Below are 22,740 nucleotides of genomic sequence, written 5' to 3' on the forward strand. Positions count from 1 at the left end.
ATGCGTGCACTTCCCCCCCAATTCCGGAACTGGTTCACCTCCAAAGGCTGGTCCATCCACCCGCACCAGCAACATATGCTGGATCGCGCCTGCTCCCCCGCATTGCTGCTCATTGCCCCCACAGGTGGCGGCAAAACCCTTTCAGGCTTTCTCCCCACGCTGGTTGATCTGGCGTGCCACGACCACAAGGGTATACACACGCTCTACATCTCCCCGCTCAAAGCACTGGCTGCTGACATCAAACGCAATCTGCGCACGCCGGTAGAGGAAATGGGCCTCAACGTCCGCATAGAAGAGCGCACAGGCGATACCAGCACCACATTGCGCAAACGCCAGCGTGTTGATCCACCGCATATCTTGCTCACCACACCGGAAAGCCTTGCGCTGCTGCTGAGCTATGAAGACGCCCCGCGGATGTTTGGCAGCCTCAAACGGGTGGTGATCGACGAAATCCACGCCTTGGCGGAATCCAAACGCGGCGACCAGATGATGCTGGCACTGGCGCGCCTCAACGCCATTTGTCCCGAGCTCAAGCGCGTGGGCCTCAGCGCCACGGTCGAAAACCCCGCCGCCATCGCCCATCTGATGGCGCGCCACCCTGATCCTTGTGAAATCCTCACCGCCGATCCCGGCCCCGCACCCGATATTGCGATGCTGCACACAGATGAAGCCCCCCCATGGTCCGGAGGCGGCGCAGCCTATGCCATCCCCGCCGTGCTGGAGCAGATCAAACAGCACAACACCACGCTCATCTTCCATAACACCCGCGCACAGGCCGAGATTTTCTTTCATAAACTATGGCTTGCCAATACAGACAGCCTGCCTATCGGCATCCATCACGGCAGCCTTGACCGCGAACAGCGCGCGCGCGTCGAGGGCGCTATGGTACGCGGCGCGCTGCGGGCAATTGTCTGCACAGGAAGCTTGGACCTTGGCATTGACTGGGGCGATGTGGATCTTGTCATCCAGATCGGCGCGCCCAAAAACGTCAAACGGCTGGTGCAACGGATCGGCCGCGCCAACCACCGCTACAATGCCCCCTCCAAGGCGCTGCTGGTGCCTGCCAACCGCTTTGAAGTGGTCGAGTGTGTCGCAGCGCTCGAAGCCGTGCTGGAAGGAGAGCTGGACGGTGATCCGCGCGGCGCAGGCCCCCGCGATGTATTGTGCCAGCATATCCTGATTGCCGCCTGCGCAGGCCCGTTCGACGAAAACACTCTATACAACGAGATCACATCCGCCGGTGCCTACAGTGACCTCACCCGCACAGATTTTGACGCCTGCCTCGATTTTTGCGCCACGGGCGGCTATGCACTGCGCGCCTATGACAAATGGAAACGTCTGGTCCGGCGTCCAGACGGGTTGTGGCAGCTACGCGATCCCCGCGCCGCCCGCAATATCCGTATGAACATCGGCACCATTCAGGACACAGACACGCTCAAAGTCCGCATGCAGCGCAGCCGCGGGGGAAAACCCCTAGGCGAGATCGAGGAAGGCTTTGCCGCCACGCTGACCAAAGGCGACACCTTCCTGATCGGCGGCCAGATCGTGCGCTATGAGGGCCTGCGCGAAATGACCGTCGAGGTCTCGCGCAACAGCGCCAAAAAGCCCAAAGTCGCGACCTTTGGCGGTACCAAATTCGCCACCTCTACCCAGCTTAGCGCGCGGGTGCAGCGCATGTTCACCCAAGACAGCTGGCCCGGTTTACCCGCGCACACAGCCGAATGGCTCATGCTGCAGCGCAACCGCAGCCAGCTACCACAGCCGGGTCGCTTGTTGATCGAAAGCTTCCCCCATGAGGGCCGTGCCCAAACGGTGGTCTACGGCTTTGCCGGTCGCAATGGCCAACAGACGCTGGGCCTGCTGCTCACCAAGCGGATGGAGGAGCTGGGCCTCAACCCGCTGGGTTTTGTTGCAACCGATTATGCCACGTTGATCTGGGGGCTTGATCCTGTGATCGCCCCTGAACCACTGCTTGACCCCGATGCGTTACACAACGGGATGGAGACATGGCTGGCCGGTAACGCCGTGATGAAGCGGACCTTTCGCGCCTGCGCCACTATCGCGGGTCTGATTGAGCGGAACGCGCCATCGGCGCGCAAATCGGGGCGGCAGGCCACCTTCAGCTCGGATATTCTCTATGACACGCTCAGCAAATACGACCCTGATCACCTGCTGCTTGATATCACCCGCGAAGAAGCCCTGCGCGGCTTGGTGGATTTTGGCCGCATCGAAGAAATGCTGACCCGCACCCGTGGCCGGATCGACCATCTAACGCTCGACCGCGTGACGCCGCTCGCTGCGCCCTTGTTTATGGAAATGGGCCGCGTACCCGTCAAAGGCAATGCCGAAGAACGTCTACTGGCCGAAGAAGCGCGCCGTCTGATGGAGAATTCCGGCCTCGCACAGATCACGCCACCCCCGTTGCATAAACCGCCCCCGCGCATCGGGTCGTGACGCCCCTTGCAGCCTGCCCTTTTCTGGTAGAGATTCGCCGTCATGAACGGTTATAACTTTACCCTTTCGGGCGCTCCGCTTGTGGCGATGAGCTCGGGCGCGCTGTGGTGGCCAGAGCAGGACCTGCTTGTGGTGAGCGATCTGCATCTGGGCAAGTCCGAACGGATCGCACGCCGCGGCGGCGCATCTCTGCCCCCCTATGACACCCGCGACACGCTTACCCGTCTGGCCGCGGATCTGGCCCTAAGCCATGCGCGTACGGTAATCTGTCTGGGCGACAGCTTTGACGATCTGGACGCGGCGCACGCCCTGCCCTCAGAAGAGCGCCAGTGGATTTTTCGCCTGCAAGCAGGCCGTCGCTGGGTCTGGATCGAAGGCAACCATGACCCCGGCCCCATCGGATTTGACGGTGCTCATCTGGCCGAGCTCCCTCTCGCCCCGCTCACCTTTCGTCACATCGCCCAAGACGGTGCAAGCGGCGAGGTATCGGGCCACTACCACCCCAAAGCAAGCCTATCGCTTGGCGGGCGCAACGTCACCCGCCCCGCTTTCCTGATCGACAGTAACCGCATCATTCTGCCTGCATATGGCACCTATACGGGCGGCCTTCAGACGCAGGCACCTATATTGAGCGCACTCATGCGCCCCGAGGCGATCGCCGTCCTCACAGGGGGCACACCCACGGCAATCCCCATGCCGAGGTGAAAAACAGATTGGTCCCTGAAACAAGAAAACGCACCATGCAGAACATGATGCGTTTTGAATTTTGAGCGTTGCTTCAGCTTGCCGGTTTAGGCCGTCAAACCCTCGGGCGCTGGCAGATCATGCGCACGGCAACAGGCCGTAACCGTATTGGCCAGCAAGCAGGCAATGGTCATCGGCCCAACACCGCCCGGCACCGGGGTTACCGCCTGTGCGACGGTCACCGCCTGCGCGAAATCAACATCGCCCAACAGCCTGCTTTTACCCGGTTTATCGGGATGAGGGATGCGGGTAATGCCCACGTCAATTACCGTGGCACCCGGTTTGATCCACTCGGCCTTGACCATCTCGGCACGGCCAACAGCCGCCACAAGGATATCCGCACGGCGGCACACCTCGGCCAGATCCTTGGTCCGCGAATGCGCGATTGTCACCGTGCAGTTCTCGCGCAGCAACAGCTGCCCCATCGGCTTGCCGAACAGGTTAGAGCGCCCAATCACCACGGCCTCCATCCCCGACATATTGCCAAGCTGGTCACGCAGCAGCATCAAACAACCCAAAGGCGTACAAGACACCAGCCCTTCCTCACCACTGGCCAGCAACCCCGCATTGGTCACGCTCAGCCCATCCACATCCTTTGCCGGATCAATACGCGCCACAACCGCGCGCTCATCCAGATGATCAGGCACGGGGAACTGGCACAAAATACCATGCACGCTCGGGTCGGCGTTCAATCGGTCGATCAGCGCAAACAGGTCTTCCTCTGAAACATCCGCAGGCAGCTTATGCTCGAACGACGCCATCCCGACTTCGACGGTCTGCTTGTGCTTGGCGGCGACATAGACCTCGCTTGCAGGGTCCTCACCAACCAGAACAACTGCCAGACCGGGTGTGATCCCATGATCATTTTTCAGGCGCGCCACATATTCCGCGATCTGCGCCCGCAGATGCGATGCAAACTCTTTTCCGTCGATGGTCTTGGCCGTCATTCTGGTTTTCCTTTGCTCAAACTTAAATTCATCCAACACGCCGCCGATGCCCCTGCGCATATTCAGAACGCATGAATAAGCCACCCTGCCGCCTTCACAAGACCGGTTTACGACCTTTTTTCGCCGCCATACGGTGGCGCGCGAATCCAGCGTTTCGTTTAAGAAACCGGCGTCGTGCTTAGATGCCACAGGCAAAAGCCATTGCCCAACATGAACAGCTTGTCACCTAAGGCACAGCCAGCCTCAGGGAGCCCATGCCCGTTGATCAGGCACATGCAGGCGCAGCTTGTCCCCAACGGTGAGTTTTCCTTCCCTCTCGATCCATGCAGTTACGCCGCGCTTGCCACGGGCCGCTGCGATGAATGCTTTGCCATGACCTTCTGCTTCCGTCTCGATCTGACGGGCAGGAAATTGGCATGGGCCGTTTTCCACATCAATCACAATGGTGGTGCCATTTTCTGCCTGCAATCTCGACGTTGGCGGCACAAAGGTGAAATCCGGAATGCCTTCAATTAAAATCGACACGCCAAGTAGTGCGGGATCAAGGGTATCCAATCCGATGGTCTGTGCAATCTGTGTCATTTCCTCAACCGACAGGATCGACAGCTGGCGCGTGTTACGTATCTGCGTGCCCTTTGGATGGCGGCTGGTGACGCGCCCACAGGACTCCCGTGTTTCGCCGCCATGAAAGTCACCCTCAAAACCGCCATAAGAAGCCTGCACCGACTCTATCGGTTCCGAGCGTATATTCGCGCGCTCAAGCGGCACACGGCCAAGCCAGGTGATCGTTGCGTAGTAATCGGTGGGTTTATGCTCTGCCATGCTGGCCTCCTTCGGGTATGCCCGCAACCTGAGCCAGCGGAATGAAAAAGAAAAGGCCCCGCATCACGCAGGGCCAATCAAATTTTGTCTTTTGCGTTTCACAATTTGTGATCAGGCAGAAGGTTCAGCCTCCATACCGCCGTTCGGCGGGGATTTCTTGCCCTTGGCCTTTGGAATTGCCGTAACGCTAGGAGCAGATCCACTGTCGGGCTTGTCGGCGTCATCATCGGGTTCTGTAGGGGGATTACCCGCCATCACGCGTTTGATCTCGTCGCCGGTCAGTGTCTCATATTCCAACAGACCTTGGGCCAGACGCTCGAACTCTTCCGCGTTATCATCGATCATTTTGTAAGCGCGGTCATAACCTTCGTCGATGATGCGTTTTACTTCACTCTCGATCAGCTCTTTTGTCGCTGCAGATACGCTGAACCCGCCCGCGCCGCCGTTGGCCTGATAGCCGGCTGCCGCTTCTTGGTAGTCGATGTTGCCGACTTTGTCGGACATGCCGTACCGCATGACCATCGCACGGGCCAGCGCGCTGGCCTGCATGATGTCGCCTACCGGACCCGAGGAAACCGAGTCAGCCCCGTATTTCCAGATCTCCGCCGCTTTACCTGCCATGGTCATGGCAATCCGCTCTTCGGCCTCGTCCTTGAACATCTGCAGCTTGTCCATTTCAGGCAAGCTCATCACCATGCCCAAGGCACCGCCGCGCGGAATGATCGTGGCTTTATAGACCGGATCACACTTCGGCAGCTTGATGCCGACAATGGCGTGACCTGCTTCGTGATAGGCTGTCTTTTCCTTCTGATCCGCAGTCAAAACCATCGAACGGCGCTCCGCACCCATCATGATCTTGTCTTTGGCAGATTCGAAATCGAGCATTGCAACAAAACGGCGGCCCACACGCGCAGCAGTCAGCGCAGCCTCATTCACAAGATTCGCAAGGTCCGCACCAGAGAAGCCGGGCGTACCGCGGGCGATGATGCGCAGATCAACGTCAGGACCAAGAGGTGTCTTGCGGGCGTGAACGCCCAAAATCTTCTCGCGGCCCTTGATGTCGGGATTGCCCACTGTCACCTGACGGTCAAAACGACCAGGGCGCAGCAGTGCAGGGTCCAACACATCTTTACGGTTGGTCGCCGCGATGATGATCACACCTTCATTGGCTTCAAAACCGTCCATCTCGACCAGCAATTGGTTGAGCGTCTGCTCGCGCTCATCATTGCCGCCGCCATAGCCCGCACCACGGTGCCGGCCTACAGCGTCTATTTCGTCGATAAATACGATGCACGGCGCATTCTTTTTGGCTTGCTCGAACATGTCACGGACACGGCTTGCGCCAACACCCACAAACATCTCGACAAAGTCGGAGCCGGAGATCGTGAAGAACGGCACACCGGCCTCGCCCGCAATCGCGCGCGCCAGCAGTGTCTTACCTGTCCCCGGAGGGCCCTCAAGCAACGCGCCCTTTGGAATCTTGCCGCCCAAGCGCGAGAACTTCTGCGGATTGCGCAGGAATTCTACGATTTCTTCAAGCTCTTCCTTGGCCTCGTCAATGCCCGCAACATCATCAAATGTAACGCGGCCATGCTTTTCGGTCAGCATCTTGGCTTTGGATTTGCCAAACCCCATAGCGCCGCCTTTGCCGCCGCCCTGCATCCGGTTCATGAAATAGATCCACACACCGATCAGCAACAAAATCGGAAGCAGCGAGACAAGGAATGTCTGCAAACCGCTTTCCTGCTGGCTTTCCGCGCGGAAAGGCACGTTATTGTCGGTCAGCAGCTTGGTGACTTCGGCATCACTTGGCTTGATGGTGACGGAATCACTGCCGTCACTTTGACGGAAACGCACCTGCTCCCCATCCAGTGTGACGTTGGTGACATTGCCGTTTTCAACGGATGTCACAAAATCTGAATAGCTTATCTCGCGATTTTGCAGCGAACCGCCTGTACCGCCGTTGAACAAATTGAACAACGAAAACACAAGGATCAGCAACACAGCCCAGAATGCGAGATTGCGAAAATTGCCCAAGGAAACTCTCCTGAATACCAACCGGCGCACAGAGACTCCCCGCGCCACTCCCCTAAGATAGAGATTGTGGCGCTTTGTTCAATGCGAAAGCAGGAATGAGGCAAAGTCTGCGACGATCTGCACCGTCCATTCGGGATTGTATTCCGCCAATGGGGCAGCGATCAGGCATTCGCCCCGCCAAACAGCCGGAGAGGCCATCAATGTGCGGCGCGGCAGGCCCGTTGCGCGCCAGTCAGGCAATCGCGCCACCCCCTCGCCCAAGGCGCGCACCTGTAGATCCGGCGCATTGGGCCCCTGCAGTCGCCAGCGCGAATCCCAAATTTGATCTGTCGGGCTGCAGATATCCCTGACCGCATTATATTCCCGCGTGATACGAAAATAACCTTTTCGCTTCATGATGATACAGCCTGCCACAGTCAGCCGGTCCTGCGCGCCCATTTCTTGCCCCAGAATGCCGGAAAATTGCCGGCGCGGCGCATAGGCGCTGCCCCCCACCCATTGCAACGCCGCAACCGTCAGCCGCCGCTCGATCTCGGCAGGGATGGGCGGCTCGATGCGTTGTGGGAGCAACAAATCGCCATCCGCCTGCGTCACATGCCTGCGCGCCTCAAGGCGGGTGTAATGGGCCAGCGCGCTTTGTGCCTGTCTTAACGCCATCGCAGAATGGCGAACGCTTTGCGCATCCACGCCGATATCCGCCAACACAGGCAGCGCTTGGCGAACCCTTGTGCGCAGATAGGCAGGGTCATCATTGCTGGGATCCTCGACCCATGCGACCCCGTGACGTTGCAGATAGCGACGCAAACTCGATCGGTTGTGCTGCCACAGGGGTCTGCACCATTGAACGCCGTCGCGCTCGAACAGATGGTGCATCTGCGACAGCCCCTCGATCCCCGCCGCACGGCCCAGACGCATCAGAAAATTCTCGGCCCCGTCATCTGCGGTATGGCCCAAAGCGATGCACTCAACCCCGCGTGCCTGCGCCCATTGCGCCATCAACCCGTAACGCCCCGCACGCGCCTCGGCTGGCAAATTTCCGGTGCCGGTAGGACGTGACCAAGTCAGAATATCATGCGCAATATCATTGGCCTCGCAATAGGCCGCTACGCCTTCTGCCTCTGCGCGGCTTTGCGCCCGCAGGCCATGATCCACAGTCACCGCCGCAATAGAGCGCCCCGTTTGTGCCGCCCAGCGGGAAAACAGATGCAACAACGCCATGCTGTCGCCCCCGCCAGAAACAGCAATGCCGACCCGCTGCGGCAGCGGATCGGCAAAAACTGTATCAATCGCGGCCAGCAGCGCGGTATCTTCGCCCTGCTGCGCCAGCCAATCAGGATCTAGCCGCATCCGAGTTTGGCCTGCTCTCCTTGTGCTTGTCCGGCAAAGGCACTGTCAGGGAAACGGCCCGAAACCTCACCCAAGGTCACACAGGCCTCATTGGTCTGGCCAAGCGTTCCCAAAGACGCGCCCAGCTTGAACAATGCCTCAGGCGCGGTTGTCCCCGTGGGCGTCGCGCCAAAGCTCGCAAGATAGGCGCGCGCCGCTTCTCGCGTGTCGCCAAGGCCCTGCAACGCATCACCGCGCAACAAATCTACCTGGGACGCTATTGGAGACCCCGGGTAGGTCTCATTGAAGGTCGCAAGCTGGTCTGCGGCGGTGCGAAAGTCACCGGATGCGAGCGCCTCCTGCGCCCGCTCAAAGTCTAACTGTTCGCCAACGGCGAGTTGTCCTGAAGTGGTTTGCGGCGCTGGGGCCGGCGCCGGTTCGGGCGCTACAGGCTGATCCGCACCGCCCAATGTTGTGGTCTCGCCCAGCGTGGTAATATCCCCGCCTTCCAGCTCGACCAGACGGAATTCAAGATCCGCAATGCGCCGCGTGCCATCGGTGACAATACGGTTGATGCGGAACTCCAACTCTTCCGTCTTCGCCGTCATACGCGCCAGCTCGCTCTCCATCGCGCTTACCCGCTCCAACACAGATGCAGGCAATGTCGATACACCGCCCGTACCCGTCGTCGACAGCTCACGGGTCAGCCGCGACATCTCGGTGTTGAGCGTACCCAACTCCTGCCGGATGTCCGCCAGTGTTTGCGCGTCCTGCGCTGCGGCACCCATCGGCACCGCGCCCAGAACACAGGCAAAGATGAAAGCAAAGCGCATCATGCCGCTCCTTGTTTAGCTGGTTTGACCACCGGCCAGCACGGTCACCGCGCGGCGGTTTTTGGCATAGCAGGCCTCGGACGAGCAAATCTCGATCGGGCGCTCTTTACCGTAGCTGACAACCCGCAAACGCGAGGCAGGCACGCCTTTGGACAGCAGATATTCGCGGGCCGAATTTGCCCGCCGTGCACCCAATGCAAGGTTGTATTCCCGTGTGCCCTGCTCGTCTGCATGGCCTTCGATCACGGCCTGATAGTCAGAGTTTGTCAGCAACCAGTTCGCCTGCCCGTCAAGTGTGGCACGGCCCGCAGCGGTCAATGTGGATTGATCCACCTGAAACAGAACGCGGTCCCCAACGGTCTGGTTGAAATAGGCGGTCGATGTAGGATCGTTAGGCCCACCAAGGCCTGCACCGTTGATCGGTTGGCCCGGCACCGGATTGACCGGATTGCTCAGCGCATCATCGCCAAAACGGTTGGGGTTTGTACATGCCGCCAGCGCAACCGCTGCGACCAGTAGGCTCATGGGGATAAGTTTCATCTGTTCGACCTCATATCGAATATTAATTTATTAACGGCACGCTACCACACTGCGGCGCAGTGGGGAAAGGGTTACTGCTGTAGCGGTGACCAGCTCGGATCTGATCCACCCTGAGGCGTATTTACCTTGCGCAACACACGCCCGGTAATATCCACCGAATAGATCGAGGACGCGCCGCCCTCGCCTTGGGTTTCACGCGTAAACATGATCACGCGGCCATTGGGCGCCCATGTGGGGCCTTCGTCCAGAAACGATGCCGTGAGCAAACGCTCCTCAGAGCCATCCGTGCGCATCACACCGATGTGGAACCGCCCCGCATGCTGCTTGGTAAACGCCACCAGATCGCCACGCGGCGACCAGACCGGCGTGCCATAACGCCCCTCACCAAAGGAAATGCGCCGCGCCTCACCGCCACCCGCAGACATGATATACAACTGCGGCGATCCCGAGCGGTCGCTCTCGAATACAATCTGGCTTCCATCGGGGCTATAGCTTGGAGCGGTTTCAATTGAGGGCGTATTGGTCAGACGCACAGATTGGCCTGAATTGACGTCCATCGTGTAAATATCGGTATTCCCCCCCTGCGTGAGCGAGAAAACAACCGTCTGGCCAGAAGGCGAGAACCGCGGCGCAAAGCTCATCGTGCCCTGACCACTCTCCAACACCCGCTGCTGCACAGTGCCCACATCCAGAACATTAATCCGTGGGAAACCCGTGCTATAGCTTGTGTACAAAATGCGGTCGCCTGTTGGCGAGAACCGCGGTGCAAGCACCAAGGCGCTGCTATCGGTCAGAAAGCTGACGTTGGCACCGTCATAATCCATAATCGCCAGGCGTTTCTGACGGTTATCCTTTGGACCAGTCTCAGAGACGAACACAACGCGGCTGTCGAAATAGCCACCCTCGCCCGTGATGCGGGAATAGACTTCATCGGCGACCTTATGGGCCATGCGGCGCCAGCCATCCACCGTACCGGAAAATTGCAGCCCATCGCCCAGATTGGTACCCGACACCACGTCAAAGACACGGAATTTCACGTTCACAGAATTGCCGGTGACCGAAACTGCACCAGTTACCAGCGCCTGCGCATTGATGGCTTTCCAATCGGCAAACTGAACAGGCGCGTTGAAATCATTATATTGCGAAATAAACGCCGCACTCGGTATCTCGCGGAAGACGCCAGTGCCTTCCAGATCGGCGGCGACAACCCGCGCCAGATCACCCGCCAATTGCCCTGCCTCGCCTGTTTCGGCTTGAAAATTCGGGACGGCAAAAGGCAGCGGCTGAATGATGCCCTCTTCAATCGTAATACGCAGCGGGCCTTGCTGGGCCATCGCCGCAGGAGCGGTCAGGGTCGCGCCAAGCAATGCTGCGCAAATCATCAAAAACTTCATCTCGAATTCGTCCTTTCAGGGTCGAACATCCACTCAATATCTCGCCATTGGCCGGATTTCTCAACGGGGAGAGTGTAGCGATATCTCCCACAGCGTAAAACCGCCCGTTTCGCGGCAAAAAACACCGCATCCTCTGGCCCTATCGGGCCTTTGACTGTCTTCGTCATCTGATCCGCATCTGGTCGGGGTTAAACGTCATCTCGATCTGCTGCCATTGGCCGTATTTCTCGGCAGGCAACGGGTAACCATCCTTCTGGCATAGCAAAATCGCACGGCGCGCCGCCCCAAAGGCCGCATTCGCGGTTGAGCTATCGCCCCCTTCGCTGGCAATCATGCGCAGCGAGGATTGCACCACCTTACCGTCCTGCGTCATATCCATCGCCACAGTCACTGTCGTCTGTGCCCAACGCGCCCCCGGATCAACATTCCAGCAGCTCTGCACGGCAATTCGCAACGCATCCTTTTCGCCCGACGACAACGGCGGCCCTGTCGGCACCGTGTTCTGGGCCGAACTTGCCAACGCATCAAGAGCAGCCTGCGTGGCCGCATCGGCAATTGCCGTATCCTCTGGCGCGGGTGCGACCGGTGTTTCATTCGCCGGTTCAGTAGCGGGTGCAGGCGCCGGGGTCTCAGGTGCTTGCGCTGTTCGTGTTGGCACAGGCGGCGTCGGCCTGCGGGCGGGCGGGCGCAACGACTCGTTCGGCGACGCCGCCGGCGGCTGGGCCGCTTCGGTGATAATCCTATCCGCCGCTTCCGGAGCTTGTGTCGCGTCTCGGGGTTGCTCGACGGTTTCGCCTGCCTCCTCCGGAATAACCGCCTCTTGCGGTTCGGGCTCTTGTACGGCCTCGGGTGTCGGCTCCGGCGCAGGGGTCGGTGCAATGACTTCAGCTTGACGTTCTACAGGGGTATCATCCACCGGCGCATCCTCAACAGTCACCTCTGCGGGCGGCTCGGGACGCTCTGGCGCGGCTTCAGACACCTCTGGGGCCAAATCCGGCACTGGCTGCTCGACCGGCTCCGCTGCCGGTTCAGGCACATTCACAGGCTCAGGTGCCGCAGCCTCCTGCGGTCCGGTATCAATCTCGGGCGCATCCGCTGTGACTTCAGGTGCTGCGGGCACTGGCTCTGGCGCGATCTCCTGCGGCTGGCGCGCGGCATCCACCAATGCCTGATACTCTGCCCCCGAAATCACAGCAGCTTCCTGCACCTCGACCGGATCGGGCCGCGAGGTGAACAACCCGCCAAATAGAATCCAGAAGATAAAGCCCGCATGCCCTACCCCCGATACAATATTCCCTGTTTTGCGCGCAGGCGACATGACTTAGTTCCCAGCGCCGTCCAGCGTCGGGCCGCCAATATCCGTCACCAGCCCAATATTGGAAAACCCACCCGCATTAAGCGCGCCCATGATCTCCATCACCGCAGAATAGGGCACAGCCCCATCCGCGCGCAGGAACACACGGTCGCCCTCACGCTCTGCCGCAACCGCACGCAGCTTTGGCACCAGCTCTTCACGGGCAGTCTCGGTTGTCATGATCTGCACGCCGCCATCCGCCGTCAGCGTCACCGTCAGCGGCTCTTCCTGCTCAGCAGGCAGCGCCGAGGCCGCCGTCTTGGGCAGCTCCACAGGCACACCAACCGTGAGCAACGGGGCCGCAACCATAAAGATAATCAGCAACACCAGCATCACATCCACAAAAGGCGTGATGTTGATCTCGGACATCTGTGCAGCGCCACCACGCCGCCTGCGCCGCCCGCCTCCGCCACCGCTTTTCTGCATCACACCACCGGCCATGATCAGCTATCCAACTGACGGCTGAGAATGGTCGCAAATTCATCGGCAAAAGCCTCATAACCACCCAGAATCTGGTCACTGTCCGAATTCAGCTTGTTATAAAACACAACCGCAGGGATCGCCGCCATCAATCCCAATCCCGTCGCCAACAAGGCCTCCGCAATACCGGGGGCCACAACGGCAAGGTTGGTATTTTGCTGCTCTGCAATCTCGACAAAAGCATTCATAATCCCGAACACAGTCCCGAACAGCCCGACAAACGGCGCGGTTGAGCCCGTCGTGGCCAGCACGGGCAAACCTTTTTGCAACCGCTCGGCCTCTTTCGAGATCGCCACATTCATCGACCGGTCAATCCGCGCTGTCGCCCCGGGGATGAGTCCGCCATCCTCGCGGTGCGAACGCCGCCATTCGGTCATGCCAGCGGCAAAAATCTTTTGCGCAGCACCCGTGGGCTCCGGCCCGATCTGGTCATACAACGCGTCCAACGGCTCACCGGACCAGAACGCGCGGTCGAACGCCTCCGCCTCGCGTTTGGCCGCGCGGTACTGGATTGTCTTTTGCACGACAATCGACCACGTCCAAAAACTTGCAAAAACAAGGGATAACATCACCAACTTTACGGTGATTGTCGCTTGGGCAAACATGCCCCATACGGTAATGCTGCCGCCAATTTCGGCCGCGATTAATGCTGTCTGCATGTATATTGCTCTACTCTGTCGCCTCTGCGGGCCTGTTGTCAGGCTCCATTTGGGGCGAATCTAGCGCAGCGCAAGACAAAAAGCGAGACCCAAGCAGAATTGCCCGAATTCACCCTCCAAGCAGGCGACATTCCGCTGGCAGACGCACGGGTTTCCCCCCAGCGCCAATACATACAATCAGCACTTTTGCGGTGAAAAGCTGCTGCTCACCGCACCACACCTCCTGCAGCATGACCATCTTTGCCGCGCTCAGACTCTCCAGCGTGGTGCGCACGTCCAAAACATCACCATAATGCGCCGGCGCAATATAATCCGCCTCGACCCTGCGCACCGCAAACACCACACCCGCCTCTTTCAAGGCAAGCTGGTCAATCCCGACCTCACGCACCCAATCGCTGCGCGCCCGCTCGATAAACCGCAGGTAATTGGCGTAATACACGATCCCCGCCATATCCGTGTCTTCATAATAAACGCGGATTTCCTTGCGGTGGATCACTGCACCTCTCCCGCCACCATACGCGCATAAAGCCGCAAGGCATGGCTTGCATCCCCCGCCGCCGCAGGCAGCACAGGATCATAGGCCGCACGGATCAGCCCCGCCACCTCGGGGCGCAAAATCACAGTCTCCCCTGCCACAGCCAAAGGCGACTGTTCCTTAAAGGCCTCATCGGACCACAACAGATAGGACTGCACCACCTGACTCAACGCAAGCGTCTGCGCCGGTACCGCATTCAATTGCGCATCCATCCGCAAAAAGACAAAACACGCCTTGATCGCCCCCGCCTCATCAAAACGGAAAAACCGGTACTGATTGGCATCCACGGCCGACAATTTCTCAACCAAAGGCCCCAAATCCGGCACCAACTGATCCATGCCCGGCACCTCAAGCAGCTCAGCCCATTCCGAGAAGAAAAACACCATCAGATTAGAGCCAAGCTCCATATCCGTCTCGGCCATCTTATGCCCCGCCAAAGCCGTCACCGCCTCCAGCGCGCCCTTGACCACCTCCAAGGTTTCTTCCTGCACCCCGAATACCACAGGCGCAATGGGCCGCCCCCAACGCGCAAACACAAACTGCCCGCCGCCCCGCGTGAACAATGCCTCAATGTCTGCAGGTTCCATCACCGACCCTCTATTTTCTCTAGCCAAAAATACTCAAGCACCACATCAACCAAACAGATCAACGTCGCGTTTAGGCGGCTGCATTCCCAAATGCACCCATGCCTTCTGCGCCAACATCCGCCCGCGCGGCGTGCGCTGGATCAATCCCTGCTGCAACAAGAACGGCTCGATCACCTCTTCCAAAGCATCGCGCGATTCCGACAATGCCGCCGACATGGTCTCGATCCCCACAGGACCACCCTGATAATTCTCTGCAATCAGCCGCAAATACCGCCGGTCAGCCCCATCAAGGCCCAGATGGTCCACGCCTAACCGCGTCAACGCCATATCCGCCAATTCGCGTGTGACACGGCCATCGCCCTCCACCAGCGCAAAATCCACAACCCGACGCAGCAGACGCCCCGCAATCCGCGGCGTGCCGCGGGCGCGTTTGGCAATCTCGCGCGCACCGCCTTCATCCGCAGGCGCGCCCAGTTTGCGGGCGTTGCGGTCCACGATGATATAGAGCTCGTCCTCGGTGTAGAACTGCAACCGCGTGGGAATCCCGAACCGGTCGCGCAACGGGGTCGTCAACAAACCCATCCGCGTCGTCGCCCCTACCAGAGTGAAAGGCTGCAATTCGATCCGAACCGTCCGCGCCGCAGGCCCCTCGCCAATCACCAAATCCAGCTCGAAATCCTCCAACGCGGGGTAAAGCACCTCCTCCACCGCCGGATTAAGACGGTGAATTTCGTCGATAAACAACACATCTCGGGCTTCCAGATTGGTCAGGATCGCCGCCAGATCACCGGCCTTGGCCAGCACCGGACCAGAAGTCATGCGAAACCCGACCCCCAGCTCACGCGCCATAATCTGCGCCAATGTCGTCTTACCCAAACCGGGTGGGCCGTGAAACAACGTGTGGTCCATCGCCTCTTCGCGCTGCTTGGCGCTCTGGATGAAAACCTTGAGGTTCGCCCGCGCCTCCGCCTGCCCCACAAATTCATCAAGCATCTGCGGCCGCAATGCGCGGTCATAATCTTCCGGCATGCCCTCGGGCCGCACAATCGGATCACTATCTCTCATGCCGTCCCCCAGCGAAGAAGGGTCAAAGACCCCGATGAACGCACCTTACTCTTTCGGTGCAAGCAGTTTCAACGCCGCACGGATCAATGCAGGCGTCTGCGCCTGCGGATCATCCCCCGCCGCCTGCGCCACAGCGCCCGCCGCATCGCTCGGGCTATAGCCAAGGTTGGACAAGGCCGACAAGGCCTCTGATTGCGCATTGGCATTCGCCGCCGGTTCGGGCGCTTTGCGTTTGGGCGCGGGGCTCTCGATCACCTCCGCCTCCTCATCCCCCATGGCCTGGGCCACCGTGCCGCCCATCGCCATCATCGCAGGGGCCTTATCCTTGAGGTCCAGCACCACGCGCTGCGCGATCTTCGGCCCGATCCCTTTGGCCACTTTCACCGCATTCCAGTCGCCCAGCGCAATCGCGCGGCTCACCCCATCAGCGCCCAAAGCGCCCATGATTGCCAACGCCGCCTTCGCCCCAACCCCCTGAACCGAGATCAGCAGCTTGTGCCATTCTTTCTCGGCCAGCGTGGTAAACCCGAACAACTGCAAATTGGTCTCTTGCACCAACATATCCGTATAAACCGCAGCCACTTCCCCCACCCCGGGCAAAGCGGCCAGCGTGCGCTCGGAGCAGAACACCAAATACCCCACACCGCGCACATCAATCAGCACATGATCCGCCGCGCGGTACTCAATCCGTCCTGTCAGTTTACCAATCATGCGCTGGCCTTTGCCACAGCCGCCGCAAAGCTTGACGCCCCGCCGTGATGCGCATGGGTGATCGCGATCGCCAAAGCATCCGCCGCATCAGGTCCCTCAAACTCAACACCGGGCAATTGCATCCGCACCATATGCGCAATCTGCCCTTTATCCGCATGACCTACGCCCACAACCGTCTTCTTGACGTTATTGGGCGCATATTCTCCAACGGCCAGCCCCATCTGCGCGGGCACCAACAGGGCAATCCCCCGCGCCTGCCCCAGCTTGAGCGTCGCCACACCGTCTTTGTTCACAAACGTATGCTCCACTGCTGCGGTCTGGGGGCGATAGGTCGCAAACACCCGCGTCAATTGCGCATGCAAGGACAACAACCGCTCGGCAAGCTCTACACCCGTGGCGGAGTGGCAAATACCATTGGCCACATGGCTGATCTTGCTGCCCGCCACATCAATGATTCCCCAGCCCATGTTCCGCAATCCCGGATCAATGCCGATCACCCGTATCATCTGCTCAAAACCCTCGTCTTTGTTGCTTTTCCGCCGAAGTAGCACGAAACGCGAACATTGCCTACGGTTTTCCGCCTATCACGAAAAAGCGATATTTCCGCAACCACCGGCACCACACCCGCCAAAGACGTCGAAATTACAGCATTTCCTCAACAAAATAAGCCATAAACGCGACCCGCCCCCTGCATTCAAGAACGCTGCCCATGCGCCCCGATGCCGCCATGCAGAAAACGCATATCAGCTACGCGGCCACACGCCTTGCGGGATGTTCTCATTCTGCCTATCTGGCAGGCACAACGATACAGAATTCGGCAATACGGCCAAAAAGGACAAAGAAAAATGACAAGCTTCGACACAACCCGTACACATTACGGCACATCTGCATCCCGCTCCGGCGGTCTTTTCGCACAACTGACCGCTGCGTTCGTTTCGTGGAACGAAACACGCAAGACGGCACAGGCGCTCAGCAACCTGACCGACCGCGAACTGGCAGACATCGGCCTGAACCGCGGCGACATCATGAACGTTGCCCAAAACGACTTCATCCGCTAAGCGCTCGCTTTCGGAAACGAGCACTCCAGCACGGAGTTCTCAAAAGACAGGCTGTGGCGCCAGACGCCACCGCAGACCTAAAAAGGCCGCGCCGGTTCATCCGGGCGCGGCCTTTTCGTTTTAGCTGCACATCCGGTGCAATCTCCCCTGCGGCTGCCCCTCCCCCCCGGAAGGTCAAACCACAAGGGAAAACCGGATTTAGCGGAACAATGGTCCCATCTTGTCAGCAAAAAACTGGGTTACAGGGTCAATGGACAGTGCTTTAGCGCCCATGGCTTCGATCGCATTCCCGTTCTGCAACGTGGCCAAACGGTCATTATAGGTATCCGGGCCAGCCGAAGATAACATCAGCGCCTTGAAGCCAAAGAAACCAAGAACCAGCAACACAAGCCCCTTGAAGGGAAAATGGAACCGGCGTGCTTTCGGCTTGGCAATGATGATGCCATTTTTATCAACGCGTGAAGTATAGCCGCGGCGCACCAGCTTGTTGCGCGCCTTATCGACCTTCCCCACCCGCGAGTGGAAATCTTCTCTTGTGTAAACCATAGCAGCGGTCTTTCTCAACAACAGCCCCCACCGTTGTTGAGTCAATTTTTAGCCAAAGAATGTGACAAAACCAAGGCAAATGAGGCAAAATAACCTTAAATGAGGTTAAATCTAGGTCATTTTCCGAAGTGTTATCGTCGTCCAGTCACCAATGCTTTCGCGGTGATGTAGATTGATGCCAGAGCGTGCATAAACCTCGATCACCTCATCCGCCTGTTCATTCAAAATCCCCGAGAGAATCGCATAGCCCTCCGGCACCATCGCCGCCGCCATATCAGAGGCCAATGCCACCAAGGGCCCTTTGAGGATATTGGCAAACACCAGATCAAAGGGGGCTGCATCTGCCAGCGTCGGGTGATCAAACCCCGCTGCCTCAACACAGGTCACACGCCCGTCCAGCCCGTTGGCCACAACATTGGCCTGCGCCACATCCACGGCAACCTCGTCAATATCAGAGGCCAGCACCGCATCGGGCCAGATCCGCGCAGCGCCCATCGCCAACACAGCCGTGCCACAGCCCACGTCAATAACATTGCGCCCCACAAACCCGTCCTGCGCCAGCCGGTCCAGCGCGCGCAAACAGCCCAGTGTGGTGCCATGGTGCCCCGTACCAAAAGCCATGGCCGCTTCAATCAACAGCGGCTCGCAATCCTCGGGCACCTTATCCGCATCATGGCTGCCATACACAAAAAACCGCCCCGCCTCGACGGGGGCAAGCTCACGGCGCACATGAGCAACCCAATCAGTCTCGGGCAATTCAGAGACAACAAATTCCTTCGCCCCCATCGCCGTGGCCAAAACCGCCAGCGCGGCCGTATCAGGCGCTTCCTCGAAATAGCCGCCCACTTCCCACAGGCCCGATCCGTCTTCGACCTCAAATACCCCCACGCCGGTAGGTTCAGGCGTCAGCCCTTCCATCGCTTCGCCCAGCGCGTAAGCGGGCGTGCGCCCCATCAAAGTGGTCAGTGCGGTGAAGGTCGGCATTGGCGGCTCCTATATCTATCACCGCTGCGGTAGGGCGCAGCGGCCTGCGCGTCAAGCCCACGCGCGGATGCTCATTCAGCAGCCTGCAACCTGCGGGCCATAAAAACCGTCTCATTGCCCGCCTCCGGATGGCGCGGGATCATCAGCGCCAGCGTCAGCGACACCCCCGCCATACCCGCTGCCAGTAGGAAAACCGCCGCAGGCGATCCGATCCACAACAGCCCCAACAAAACGGGCAAGCCGACAGCGGCGATATGGTTGATGGTGAAGGCCACAGCCGCCGTAGGCGCCATATCCTCGGGTGCGCCGATTTTCTGGAAATAGGTCTTCAGCGCAAGCGCGAGGCCAAAAAACATGTGGTCCAGCACATAAAGTACTGCCGCAACTTCAAACCCCCAGTCAAAGAAATACACGCCGCCGTAGGCCAGAAACACCAACACAAGGCCGGTATATTCAAACACCAGCGCATTGCGTTCCCCGAAACGGGCCACAACTTTGCCCAGCAGCGGCGCAATCAGCATGTTCAGCACCAGATTGACCAGATACAGCCCCGCAACCTCATGCACCTCAAAGCCGAATTTTTCGACCATCATGAAACCGGCGAAAACCATGAAAATCTGCCGCCGTGCACCAGACATGAATTGCAGCGCATAATACAGCCAATAGCGGCGGCGCAGCACAATCTTTTTGATCTGCGGATGCGGGCTCTCGTATTGCGGAAAGGCCAGCAGCGCGAATAGCGCAACGGCCATTGTGATCCCACCGCTCACCATGAAGACGATATTGAACGACAGGTTCGAAGGCTCCCACAGCAGCATGATCACCACATAGACCCCAGAGGTCGCCGCCGATCCCATGGCCATCAACCAGCCCAATATCTGCGGCGCGCGATCCTTGGGCAGCCATTGCAACTGCAACGACTGGTTCACCGCCTCGTAATAATGAAACCCGACCGAGCTGATAAAGGTCAGCATCAAAATGCCCGTCAGTTGCGGATACCACGCGGTGATCCCCGTCGCGGCCCCCAGCAGCACCAGCGAGACGAGCCCCAACACCTGCTCGCGCACCACGATAATCAGATAGATAACAAGGAACGCCAGAAAGCCCGGTACCTCACGCACCGTGTGCAGCAACCCAATGTCGGCCCCGTCAAAATCCGCCACTTCTTTTACAAAATTATTCAGCAGCACGTACCACGTGAAAAATGCAATCGGCATGGCCAGCGCCATCACAAACAGCAACGTCAAGGGGCGGCGCCAAACGGGTTGGTTTTTGGCATCATCAAGGGTCAGGAAATCTATCATGCGCCAGCCTTACGCCTGCGCCGCGCCAAATGCCACGCAAATTCCCGTGCACCGGGTTCTGCACGCGCGGTGTACGCTTGGTGCACATCGTGTGACTCGCCTGTAATCCTTAGTAAAAACTCTGCGGGTCGATATCCACCGCCAGCCGCAAATCGCCCTTTAACCTGATCTGACTGACCCATTTGCGCAGCGCCGGTTGCAACGCCACGCCTTTTTCCGCCTTCACCAACAAACGCACACGGTGCCGCCCCCGCACCCGCGCAATCGGCGCTGGCGCAGGCCCGTAAACCTGCGCGCCAATGGCCCGTAAAACACCATCATTGCGCGCCAATTGATTACCCGCCTCAAAGACTGCCGCCACATCCGGCCCGCTTAGGATAATCCCCGCAAGCCGCCCATAGGGCGGCATCCCCGCGCCGCGACGCTCATCGGATTCCGCCTGCCAGAACCCCTCTTCATCCCCAGCCAGAATGCCACGGATCACAGGGTGATCCGGTTGATAGGTCTGCAATAAAGCCGTGCCGGGGGCCTCTGCACGGCCTGCCCGTCCCGCGACCTGCCGCATCAGCTGAAACGTCCGCTCCGCAGCGCGCAAGTCACTGCCCATTAGCCCCAGATCCGCATCAATCACTCCCACCAACGTCAGCTTGGGAAAATTGTGACCCTTGGCAACCAATTGAGTACCAATGATAATATCGGCTGACCCTTCTGCAATCCCCGCGATCTCAGCCTTGAGCGCGCGCGCCGATCCATACATGTCCGAACTCAACGTGGCGATCCGCGCATCAGGCCAAAGCGCATGAGCTTCCTCGCCCAGCCGCTCTACTCCGGGGCCTACGGGGGCCAGCTTGTCTTCGGCTTCGCAGCTTGGGCAGGCGGTGGGCATCGGCTTGCTCTCCCCGCATTGGTGGCACACCAGACGTTTGAGAAACCGGTGTTCAACCATGCGCGCATCGCAATCATCACAAGCGATCTGATGCCCGCAAGCACGGCACAGCGTCACAGGCGCATAGCCACGGCGGTTAATGAACAACATCGCCTGCTCACCGCGCGCAAGGCGGACGTTCACCTCGGCCTGTAGAGTGGGTGAAACCCACCGATCCGAGGGCAATCCCTCGGATCGCATATCAATCGTCCCCATCGTCGGCATCACCGCAGGCCCGAACCGTGATTTCAGTTCCAACCGCGTGTATTTGCCCGCCTGCGCATTGGCCCAGCTCTCAAGGCTTGGCGTGGCCGAGGCCAGCACCACATGCGCCCCGCAAATCGACGCCCGCAGCACCGCCATATCGCGGGCATTATAAAGCACGCCTTCCTCTTGTTTATATGAGGTATCGTGCTCTTCATCGACGACAATCAAACCAAGGTTCTGATAGGGTAAAAACAGCGCCGACCGCGCCCCGATCACCAATTGCGCCTGCCCTTGGCCCACCATGCGCCAAATCCGTCGCCGCTCGGTCATGGTCGCGCCTGAGTGCCACTCGGCTGGTTTGGCCCCGAACCGTGCCTCAACCCGCGTCAGGAACTCGGAGGTCAAGGCGATCTCGGGCAGCAACACCAGCGCTTGTCGCCCCGCGCGCAGCGCAGCCGCCACAGCCTCCAGGTAGACTTCGGTCTTGCCCGAACCGGTCACCCCGCGCAGCAAAGTTGTTCCATAATCGCCCGACGTCACCCCCTCCGCCAAAACCTGCGCCCCAGCAGCCTGATCCGCCGTCAGCTCCTTGCTGGGCAGCTCCGGATCAAGCCGCGGAAACGGCAAATCGCGCGGGCTGTCTTCTTCAAAGACCACATTCTGCTTCACCAGCCCTTTGATCACAGAGGAGGTCACCCCCGACATCTCGGCCAGTTCCTTGAGCGTGAAAGACAGATCGCCATATTCGGCCAAAGTCTCGATCACTTTAGTCCGCGCCGCTGTCACGCGGTCCGGCTCTCCTGTGCCGCGCCGGTAGATTTTGCGCATGGAGGGCGGATCGCCCAAGCCCGGCGCACGTGTGGTCAGGCGCAACATCGCGCTAAGCGGGGTCAGCGTATAAGCGGCTGATTTCTCGAGAAAGCTCATCATTTCAGCCCGCATCGGGGCCGCATCCAACACCCGAATGACCGAACGGGTTTTGTTATAGTCAAAATCCCCCGCGCCTTTGCCCCAAACCACGCCAATCACTTTGCGCGGCCCCAGCGGTACCTCGACAAAAGCCCCCAGAAAACAGCCGCCCTCCGGCGCCTTATAGTCCAGCGCGCGGTCCAGCGGTTGCGTGGTCAGCACAGCCACCAATGCGCCGCTCTCAAAGAACATCTGTTGGGACACGCGGGGCTTCCTTTAGGGACAAGTCGGGATCAAGGCTTTCAGCATCGCAGATCAT

22 protein-coding genes are annotated in these 22,740 nt (G+C 59.4%); 3 read left to right on the top strand and 19 right to left on the bottom strand.

Annotation, left to right across the window (positions count from 1 at the left end; genetic code table 11):
- Entirely contained in the window at nt 1–2,454 is a 2,454-nt protein-coding gene (locus tag ABJM03_RS11905) for a ligase-associated DNA damage response DEXH box helicase (RefSeq protein WP_348417756.1), read from the top strand.
- 42 nt (nt 2,455–2,496) lie between these two features.
- Nucleotides 2,497–3,159: a ligase-associated DNA damage response endonuclease PdeM gene (gene pdeM / locus ABJM03_RS11910; RefSeq protein ID WP_348417758.1), complete on the top strand. Its 663-nt coding sequence runs from the start codon at nt 2,497–2,499 to the stop codon at nt 3,157–3,159.
- An 86-nt stretch (nt 3,160–3,245) separates the two neighbouring features.
- Here pdeM and folD read toward each other — a convergent pair whose 3' ends face one another.
- The 15 genes from folD to ruvC all read right to left on the bottom strand — a co-directional run bounded on the left by folD (nt 3,246) and on the right by ruvC (nt 16,991).
- Nucleotides 3,246–4,145 (bottom strand): bifunctional methylenetetrahydrofolate dehydrogenase/methenyltetrahydrofolate cyclohydrolase FolD, encoded by a 900-nt coding sequence (gene folD, locus ABJM03_RS11915; protein WP_348417760.1) that lies wholly within the window; start codon nt 4,143–4,145, stop codon nt 3,246–3,248.
- A 243-nt stretch (nt 4,146–4,388) separates the two neighbouring features.
- Nucleotides 4,389–4,967, bottom strand: a complete 579-nt coding sequence (locus ABJM03_RS11920; protein WP_348417762.1) for a sulfurase — start codon at nt 4,965–4,967, stop codon at nt 4,389–4,391.
- Nucleotides 4,968–5,078: 111 nt separating this feature from the next.
- On the bottom strand, nt 5,079–7,004 hold the full coding sequence (gene ftsH, locus ABJM03_RS11925; RefSeq protein WP_348417764.1) for an ATP-dependent zinc metalloprotease FtsH: 1,926 nt from the start codon (nt 7,002–7,004) through the stop codon (nt 5,079–5,081).
- A 78-nt stretch (nt 7,005–7,082) separates the two neighbouring features.
- Complete coding sequence (gene tilS, locus ABJM03_RS11930) at nt 7,083–8,351, bottom strand: tRNA lysidine(34) synthetase TilS (RefSeq protein WP_348417766.1); 1,269 nt, start codon at nt 8,349–8,351, stop codon at nt 7,083–7,085.
- On the bottom strand, nt 8,342–9,163 hold the full coding sequence (locus tag ABJM03_RS11935; protein WP_348417767.1) for a tetratricopeptide repeat protein: 822 nt from the start codon (nt 9,161–9,163) through the stop codon (nt 8,342–8,344). The genes tilS and ABJM03_RS11935 overlap by 10 nt, the downstream gene beginning before the upstream one ends.
- Before the next feature lie 15 nt (nt 9,164–9,178).
- On the bottom strand, nt 9,179–9,703 hold the full coding sequence (gene pal, locus ABJM03_RS11940; RefSeq protein WP_348417769.1) for a peptidoglycan-associated lipoprotein Pal: 525 nt from the start codon (nt 9,701–9,703) through the stop codon (nt 9,179–9,181).
- A gap of 71 nt (nt 9,704–9,774) precedes the next feature.
- Entirely contained in the window at nt 9,775–11,085 is a 1,311-nt protein-coding gene (gene tolB, locus ABJM03_RS11945) for a Tol-Pal system beta propeller repeat protein TolB (RefSeq protein WP_348417842.1), read from the bottom strand.
- Nucleotides 11,086–11,260: 175 nt separating this feature from the next.
- Complete coding sequence (locus ABJM03_RS11950) at nt 11,261–12,415, bottom strand: energy transducer TonB (protein WP_348417770.1); 1,155 nt, start codon at nt 12,413–12,415, stop codon at nt 11,261–11,263.
- Between the two features lie 3 nt (nt 12,416–12,418).
- Nucleotides 12,419–12,892 (bottom strand): protein TolR, encoded by a 474-nt coding sequence (tolR, locus tag ABJM03_RS11955; RefSeq protein ID WP_348417772.1) that lies wholly within the window; start codon nt 12,890–12,892, stop codon nt 12,419–12,421.
- Nucleotides 12,893–12,894: 2 nt separating this feature from the next.
- Entirely contained in the window at nt 12,895–13,590 is a 696-nt protein-coding gene (tolQ, locus tag ABJM03_RS11960; RefSeq protein ID WP_348417774.1) for a protein TolQ, read from the bottom strand.
- Nucleotides 13,591–13,699: 109 nt separating this feature from the next.
- Nucleotides 13,700–14,086 (bottom strand): tol-pal system-associated acyl-CoA thioesterase, encoded by a 387-nt coding sequence (gene ybgC, locus ABJM03_RS11965; protein ID WP_348417775.1) that lies wholly within the window; start codon nt 14,084–14,086, stop codon nt 13,700–13,702.
- Nucleotides 14,083–14,712, bottom strand: coding sequence for a hypothetical protein (locus ABJM03_RS11970; RefSeq protein WP_348417777.1), 630 nt, complete (start codon nt 14,710–14,712; stop codon nt 14,083–14,085). Before ABJM03_RS11970 ends, ybgC begins: the two co-directional genes overlap by 4 nt.
- 45 nt (nt 14,713–14,757) lie before the next feature.
- Nucleotides 14,758–15,777, bottom strand: coding sequence for a Holliday junction branch migration DNA helicase RuvB (ruvB, locus tag ABJM03_RS11975; protein ID WP_348417778.1), 1,020 nt, complete (start codon nt 15,775–15,777; stop codon nt 14,758–14,760).
- Nucleotides 15,778–15,822: 45 nt separating this feature from the next.
- On the bottom strand, nt 15,823–16,488 hold the full coding sequence (ruvA, locus tag ABJM03_RS11980) for a Holliday junction branch migration protein RuvA (RefSeq protein WP_348417780.1): 666 nt from the start codon (nt 16,486–16,488) through the stop codon (nt 15,823–15,825).
- Nucleotides 16,485–16,991 carry a crossover junction endodeoxyribonuclease RuvC gene (ruvC, locus tag ABJM03_RS11985; RefSeq protein WP_348417844.1) on the bottom strand — a complete coding sequence of 169 codons (507 nt, stop codon included), beginning with the start codon at nt 16,989–16,991 and terminating at the stop codon, nt 16,485–16,487. The genes ruvA and ruvC overlap by 4 nt, the downstream gene beginning before the upstream one ends.
- 342 nt (nt 16,992–17,333) lie before the next feature.
- On the opposite strand from ruvC, the gene ABJM03_RS11990 reads away from it, so the two are divergent.
- Complete coding sequence (locus tag ABJM03_RS11990) at nt 17,334–17,546, top strand: DUF1127 domain-containing protein (protein WP_348417782.1); 213 nt, start codon at nt 17,334–17,336, stop codon at nt 17,544–17,546.
- Between the two features lie 198 nt (nt 17,547–17,744).
- On the opposite strand, the gene ABJM03_RS11995 is transcribed toward ABJM03_RS11990, so the two are convergent.
- From ABJM03_RS11995 to ABJM03_RS12010, 4 genes are all read right to left on the bottom strand, one after another.
- Nucleotides 17,745–18,092, bottom strand: coding sequence for a hypothetical protein (locus ABJM03_RS11995; RefSeq protein WP_348417784.1), 348 nt, complete (start codon nt 18,090–18,092; stop codon nt 17,745–17,747).
- A 111-nt stretch (nt 18,093–18,203) separates the two neighbouring features.
- Nucleotides 18,204–19,076, bottom strand: coding sequence for a 50S ribosomal protein L11 methyltransferase (locus ABJM03_RS12000; protein WP_348417785.1), 873 nt, complete (start codon nt 19,074–19,076; stop codon nt 18,204–18,206).
- 71 nt (nt 19,077–19,147) lie between these two features.
- Nucleotides 19,148–20,380 (bottom strand): MFS transporter, encoded by a 1,233-nt coding sequence (locus ABJM03_RS12005; RefSeq protein ID WP_348417787.1) that lies wholly within the window; start codon nt 20,378–20,380, stop codon nt 19,148–19,150.
- A 109-nt stretch (nt 20,381–20,489) separates the two neighbouring features.
- Nucleotides 20,490–22,673, bottom strand: a complete 2,184-nt coding sequence (locus ABJM03_RS12010; RefSeq protein WP_348417846.1) for a primosomal protein N' — start codon at nt 22,671–22,673, stop codon at nt 20,490–20,492.
- Between the last annotated feature and the right edge of the window lie 67 nt (nt 22,674–22,740).

This window comes from Sulfitobacter sp. (genome assembly GCF_039977885.1).
GTDB lineage: Bacteria > Pseudomonadota > Alphaproteobacteria > Rhodobacterales > Rhodobacteraceae > Sulfitobacter.

Coding starts and splice junctions, on each gene's coding strand:
- ABJM03_RS11995 (WP_348417784.1), bottom strand. CDS start 18,092: ATGGTTTACACAAGAGAAGATTTCCACTCGCGGGTGGGGAAGGTCGAT.
- tilS (WP_348417766.1), bottom strand. CDS start 8,351: ATGCGGCTAGATCCTGATTGGCTGGCGCAGCAGGGCGAAGATACCGCG.
- ABJM03_RS12005 (WP_348417787.1), bottom strand. CDS start 20,380: ATGATAGATTTCCTGACCCTTGATGATGCCAAAAACCAACCCGTTTGG.
- ABJM03_RS11935 (WP_348417767.1), bottom strand. CDS start 9,163: ATGCGCTTTGCTTTCATCTTTGCCTGTGTTCTGGGCGCGGTGCCGATG.
- tolR (WP_348417772.1), bottom strand. CDS start 12,892: ATGGCCGGTGGTGTGATGCAGAAAAGCGGTGGCGGAGGCGGGCGGCGC.
- pdeM (WP_348417758.1), top strand. CDS start 2,497: ATGAACGGTTATAACTTTACCCTTTCGGGCGCTCCGCTTGTGGCGATG.
- ruvB (WP_348417778.1), bottom strand. CDS start 15,777: ATGAGAGATAGTGATCCGATTGTGCGGCCCGAGGGCATGCCGGAAGAT.
- ABJM03_RS11920 (WP_348417762.1), bottom strand. CDS start 4,967: ATGGCAGAGCATAAACCCACCGATTACTACGCAACGATCACCTGGCTT.
- ruvA (WP_348417780.1), bottom strand. CDS start 16,488: ATGATTGGTAAACTGACAGGACGGATTGAGTACCGCGCGGCGGATCAT.
- tolQ (WP_348417774.1), bottom strand. CDS start 13,590: ATGCAGACAGCATTAATCGCGGCCGAAATTGGCGGCAGCATTACCGTA.
- tolB (WP_348417842.1), bottom strand. CDS start 11,085: ATGATTTGCGCAGCATTGCTTGGCGCGACCCTGACCGCTCCTGCGGCG.
- ABJM03_RS11950 (WP_348417770.1), bottom strand. CDS start 12,415: ATGTCGCCTGCGCGCAAAACAGGGAATATTGTATCGGGGGTAGGGCAT.
- ABJM03_RS11905 (WP_348417756.1), top strand. CDS start 1: ATGCGTGCACTTCCCCCCCAATTCCGGAACTGGTTCACCTCCAAAGGC.
- ABJM03_RS11990 (WP_348417782.1), top strand. CDS start 17,334: ATGACAAGCTTCGACACAACCCGTACACATTACGGCACATCTGCATCC.
- pal (WP_348417769.1), bottom strand. CDS start 9,703: ATGAAACTTATCCCCATGAGCCTACTGGTCGCAGCGGTTGCGCTGGCG.
- ABJM03_RS11970 (WP_348417777.1), bottom strand. CDS start 14,712: ATGGAACCTGCAGACATTGAGGCATTGTTCACGCGGGGCGGCGGGCAG.
- ABJM03_RS12000 (WP_348417785.1), bottom strand. CDS start 19,076: ATGCCGACCTTCACCGCACTGACCACTTTGATGGGGCGCACGCCCGCT.
- ABJM03_RS12010 (WP_348417846.1), bottom strand. CDS start 22,673: ATGTTCTTTGAGAGCGGCGCATTGGTGGCTGTGCTGACCACGCAACCG.
- folD (WP_348417760.1), bottom strand. CDS start 4,145: ATGACGGCCAAGACCATCGACGGAAAAGAGTTTGCATCGCATCTGCGG.